Source organism: Dyella japonica DSM 16301, assembly GCF_001010355.1.
GTDB lineage: Bacteria > Pseudomonadota > Gammaproteobacteria > Xanthomonadales > Rhodanobacteraceae > Dyella > Dyella japonica.
Map to the genome: position 1 here is coordinate 1 of NZ_JPLA01000192.1, position 406 is coordinate 406.

Below are 406 nucleotides of genomic sequence, written 5' to 3' on the forward strand. Positions count from 1 at the left end.
GATTCGACCCTTCGGGTGCACCTGTGCGCCCCCTGATTGCACGTCCGGTGCCCGCGGCCTCTCCGACATCCTTCCAAATTTGCCGATGGTGGACAGATTCCACACATCGACCAGTTGGTTAACAGCCAACTGATCCACCACTGAGCTACACCATCTTGGTTGAGCGTAGTTATACTACAAACTTATCTGCTCTTACAAGCAGAAACTAATTTCAAGAAACGACTTCTTTCTTTATTTGGATATTTACTAAGCGGAGAATAAACTAACGAAGCGACTGGGGAGTGTAATCCAGTCGCCTCTTATTAGTTAAACATCTGGCAGCTTAGTGTCACCACCACTACCACAGCACTTATACAAGATAATGACGGTAATAATGAATGCTAGATATGGAGCCGACACGTCTATA

The 406-nt window shown here is 46.1% G+C and carries 1 tRNA gene; it reads right to left on the reverse strand.

What is annotated here, in order from left to right:
• Positions 1-83: 83 nt before the first annotated feature.
• Positions 84-155 (reverse strand) — tRNA-Asn (locus tag Y882_RS18595).
• Between the last annotated feature and the right edge of the window lie 251 nt (positions 156-406).